7 protein-coding genes are annotated in these 4231 nt (G+C 45.1%); all 7 read left to right on the forward strand.

The genetic code is table 11. From position 1 onward, the window contains the following. Positions 1-209: hypothetical protein (locus WB308_RS07305; RefSeq protein ID WP_424190449.1), on the forward strand; the 209-nt coding region annotated here is incomplete at its 5' end. Continuing rightward, on the forward strand, positions 200-526 hold the full coding sequence (locus tag WB308_RS07310) for a CiaD-like domain-containing protein (RefSeq protein WP_424190451.1): 327 nt from the start codon (positions 200-202) through the stop codon (positions 524-526). The genes WB308_RS07305 and WB308_RS07310, both read left to right, overlap by 10 nt. 34 nt (positions 527-560) lie before the next feature. Beyond that, positions 561-1400: a formyltetrahydrofolate deformylase gene (gene purU / locus WB308_RS07315; protein WP_424190459.1), complete on the forward strand. Its 840-nt coding sequence runs from the start codon at positions 561-563 to the stop codon at positions 1398-1400. Continuing rightward, positions 1401-1871: a tRNA (cytidine(34)-2'-O)-methyltransferase gene (locus WB308_RS07320; protein ID WP_037945662.1), complete on the forward strand. Its 471-nt coding sequence runs from the start codon at positions 1401-1403 to the stop codon at positions 1869-1871. Further along, a complete protein-coding gene (locus WB308_RS07325) occupies positions 1871-2044 on the forward strand; it encodes a hypothetical protein (RefSeq protein ID WP_424190453.1) in 174 nt (57 codons plus the stop codon). Before WB308_RS07320 ends, WB308_RS07325 begins: the two co-directional genes overlap by 1 nt. A gap of 229 nt (positions 2045-2273) precedes the next feature. Further along, positions 2274-2933, forward strand: coding sequence for a S24 family peptidase (locus WB308_RS07330; protein WP_424190455.1), 660 nt, complete (start codon positions 2274-2276; stop codon positions 2931-2933). A 12-nt stretch (positions 2934-2945) separates the two neighbouring features. Continuing rightward, positions 2946-4231, forward strand: a 1286-nt coding sequence (locus WB308_RS07335) for an SH3 domain-containing protein (protein ID WP_424190457.1), incomplete at its 3' end; no start/stop codon positions are given.

Below are 4231 nucleotides of genomic sequence, written 5' to 3' on the forward strand. Positions count from 1 at the left end.
GGCTTAAAGAAGATGCTCTTGAAATTTACAAAGAAATTTTGAAAAAAGATCCCAATAATTCGGATGCGAAAATTGCGATCCGCCGCCTCTCCGGGATGCGAAAGAAATTTCTGGGTGTCAACAACGAAATGAAAGCATTTTTCGTCCAGATGGACGACGAGGCCGAGTTTATCCAGTTTGAAAGGTGGTTGCTTCGCGCATGGAATTAAAAGATGTCATTTTATCCACATTGGCCGAAATCGAAGAGTTAGTGACAGTGCCCGAAGCACTCGAAGAGAATGAGCCTCTTAAAGAAGACGTCTCTTCGGTACAAACGATGCCTGCAGCTGCATTTTCCGAACCCGTTCCTACGGTACGCGAGGATGAAGCACGATGGCTCGAAGGAATCCGGGAACGTTTGCTCGTCCTTTTTGAGGGATTTCAGTCCCCCAACAATGTCCAGATCGAAGCCAAGGTTGATTTGACTCTTAATTTTCTTGAATACCTCCTCGCCACTATCGATAATCGTTTGGACAATTTAAAATAACCCTAAACAAACGCTCTTTTCAGGATACACAATGATGAATGAACAATACCGGGTACTAATCCACTGCAACGATGAAAAAGGGCTGGTCTATAAAGTTTCCAGCATTTTTTTCCACCGCAATCTCAACATTATTTCCAATAACGAATTTGTCGACAAAGCCCAAAACAAATTTTTTATGCGCAGTGTTGTCGCAGGTGAAATCGATCCTGCCGCCCTCAAGAGCGAACTCAAATCGGTTTTACCCGCCAATGCCCATTTGGATGTCATTGCTCCGCGTAAAAAACGGATCGTGTTGATGGCGACAAAAGAATCGCACGCCCTGGGAGATATTCTGATCCGCTACGAAGCGGGAGAACTGGATGCCGAAATCGTAGCGGTCGTTTCAAACTATGATCTTCTTGAACCGCTGGTTTCCAAATTCGATATTCCTTTTTATACCGTATCGCATGAAGGATGTGACCGCGACGAACACGAACAGCGCGTTCTCAAACAACTTGCCGCTTTCGGCGAGATCGATTACATCGTATTGGCAAAATACATGCGCATTTTGACGCCCCGCTTTGTTGAAGCGTACGAAGACAAAATCATTAACATCCACCACTCGTTCCTTCCGGCATTTATCGGTGCCAATCCGTATAAGCAGGCGTATGAGCGAGGAGTCAAGATCATCGGGGCAACGGCCCATTTTGTCAATAACAATCTGGACGAAGGGCCGATTATCGCTCAAGACGTTATTCATGTCAATCATGCCTACGGATGGGAAGAGATGCAGCGTTCGGGCCGTGATGTGGAAAAAATCGTTCTCTCTAAAGCCCTGAAACTTGCCCTTGAAGACCGCATCTTCGTTCACGCCAATAAAACGATCATTTTTTAAATGTTTAATATCGTTCTGGTCACTCCTCAAATCCCCAATAATACCGGAGCCATCGGGCGGCTTTGCGTCAATACGGGTGCAACGCTTCATCTGATCAAACCTTTGGGGTTCGACATCAGCGAAAAAGCGCTCCGCCGTGCGGGGATGGACTATTGGCATAAGCTTGATCTGAAAGTGTGGGAATCTCTCGAAGAGTTTTTTGAAGCCCATCCGAATCGTGAACGCTTTTTCTTTGCGACAACGAAAACGGATCGTCCTTATTTCGATATAACATTCGAAAAAGGGGATTATCTGCTGTTCGGAAGCGAAACGTCAGGCCTTCCGGGCGAGCTTTTGGAAAACCACCCTAGCCAGACGATGACCATTCCGATGACGAAAGAGGGGCGTAGCCTCAACCTTGCCATCAGCACGGGTATCATTTTGTACGAAGCGATCAAGCAAAATTTTGACACTTACAAGGAGTTGATGTAATGGTACAGATTCTCGATACGATTGTCGTTGTTCTTTTCGTCTTCTTTTTAATCTATATTTTTCGGGGTTATCATCTCTCCCGGCTCGAAAAAGAAGCGAAAATAGAACAAGACAAATCGTCCCTTCCCGACAGTACACGTGAAAGTATCTCTGAGCGAGACGGAAGCGATTAAAAAAGTTTTTCTGCCCAAACGCCCATCTGCATTTCAAAACGATCCATCCATCCGCTTGCTTTACGAATAACCTTTGCCATGCTCTCTCCTTTAAATCGGAAATTTTGTATGACAAAGAGTATAAAAAATAGAAAAAGATAGTTAAAAATATTTCAAAATGACATATTATTACCATAAAGATGGCATAATTCCTAGAATATCGTATCCCATACGGTAAAAGGATGTCGCCATGAAAACATTTAATGAAATTGTTGAAACGATCAAAGATATCGTCTCATCCGAATTCCCCGATAAAAAAGTATTTGACAAAGATATTGCGGAATTACTGGAGATTTCGCAAATGAATTTTGCAACCATGAAAAAGCGGAATAAAATCCCCTTTAATGAATTACTCGATTTTTGCGCAAAGCGTTCGATTGCGATTAACTGGCTTTTGTACAACCAGTCGCCTGAAAGCTTGATAGAACCGACAAACCGCTTTTATATGGTACGTTATTTCTCATCGGTCAATGCTTCCGCCGGCGGGGGAGCTGACAATGAAGAACTCGATTTTGAACCGCTGATGCTCGAAGAAAACTTTGTCATGTCGCTGGGTGGAGAAGGGCAACTGCGCCATATCGAAGCAATAAACGTCACGGGAGATTCGATGGAGCCGTCGTTCAGTTACAACGATATTGTTTTCCTTAATCGTTCCAAAACCGATGTCAGCCGCGGCGGAGTATTTACGATCCGCACCGAACACGGACTGTTTATCAAACGGATACAAGTTCGTCTTGATGGAAAACTCGATATTATTTCAGATAATAAAGACTATCCCACCTATGTCGCACGCAGAGATGAAGTCGAGATCATCGGCAGAATCGTCGGACGTTTCGGAGGGATAGAATAGGGTAGAGAGAGCATGAAATCAACAGTATGGATCGGCGGTATCATTTTTATATTGGGAGGATGCAGTACACATATGCCTGCTCCCAAAGCCGCATATTCTCTCAAAACAGCTGAACCGGCAACAATGACGCCTGCCACAAAGGTTGGCGAGAGCCCCTACTGCTGTACTCTCCCGCAAGAACTTGATGTCATGCTTCCCCAACTTGGCCCCGTAGTCAATGATTTGGAACGGTTTGAGCAGTCCATTGCCCCTTATGCCGAACAAAACGGCATAGACCGTGAAAGTTTTTATGACGTGCAGAAGAATTTTGAAAAATCCTATTATACGCCGTGGGACTATACGGTGCCGCCGATGAGCGTTCAGGATGTTTCATGGCCGATGCGCGCGTTTCGGGGCGGGTATGGAAGCAACCTACGCCCTTTGCCTCCTTCATGGTTCAAAGAGATAGAGGCTCACGCGAATTTTGAAAACTACGGAACGCTCAATCAAAAAGGGATTGCGCTTAAATGGCTGGACTTGCGGGCATTGCCGACCGAAAAACCTCTTTATCGGGATCCTTCTTTACCGGGGGAAGGGTATCCATTTGATATGCTTCAAAACAGCAGCGTCAATTATCATGAGCCCATTTTTATCTCCCATACTTCGATAGACGGTGCATGGAGCTATATTTTTACGAACAGTGCATCAGGGTGGGTTAAATCTGATGGGATTGCCGTTATTGACACAACTATGAGCGAAACCATGCGGAAACAGGAAAAACTTTTCATCACCGAAGACAATGTTCCTCTCTACGACAGTTCCAACCGCTTCGTCGCGTATTCGCGTATCGGGATGGTACTGCCGATGGAAAAAGAGCAGCAAAATGAATATTACGCTCTCGCGTACGACAGCAACGGCTCTTTTAAATCCGTTTCGATTCCCAAACCGGCGGCCAGAGTAGGAATTGCCAAGCTGAATAAAAACGATTTGATCCGCCTGGGTGAACAGATGCTAAAAAACACCTACGGATGGGGAGGGATGCTCGGAGAGAGAGACTGTTCATCGATGATTCGGGATATGTATACCCCCTTTGGCATATGGCTTCCCCGAAATTCTGCCGCACAGGCACGCAAAGGAGAGGTCGTTTCGTTTGAAGGACTATCCAATGATGAAAAACTTGACCTGATCAAAGAAAAAGGGGTCCCCTTTGAGACAATCATTTATCTCAAAGGACATGTGTTGCTCTATATCGGTACGTATCAGGATAACATCATGGTGATGCATAACGTATGGGGCATACGGACCATTGATAAATCAGG

Source organism: Sulfuricurvum sp. (genome assembly GCF_049587615.1).
In the GTDB taxonomy this organism is placed as follows: domain Bacteria; phylum Campylobacterota; class Campylobacteria; order Campylobacterales; family Sulfurimonadaceae; genus Sulfuricurvum.

Bases quoted from the DNA above. Each gene is read 5' to 3' on its own strand.
- WB308_RS07310 (WP_424190451.1), top strand. From the start codon at position 200: ATGGAATTAAAAGATGTCATTTTATCCACATTGGCCGAAATCGAAGAG.
- purU (WP_424190459.1), top strand. From the start codon at position 561: ATGAATGAACAATACCGGGTACTAATCCACTGCAACGATGAAAAAGGG.
- WB308_RS07320 (WP_037945662.1), top strand. From the start codon at position 1,401: ATGTTTAATATCGTTCTGGTCACTCCTCAAATCCCCAATAATACCGGA.
- WB308_RS07325 (WP_424190453.1), top strand. From the start codon at position 1,871: ATGGTACAGATTCTCGATACGATTGTCGTTGTTCTTTTCGTCTTCTTT.
- WB308_RS07330 (WP_424190455.1), top strand. From the start codon at position 2,274: ATGAAAACATTTAATGAAATTGTTGAAACGATCAAAGATATCGTCTCA.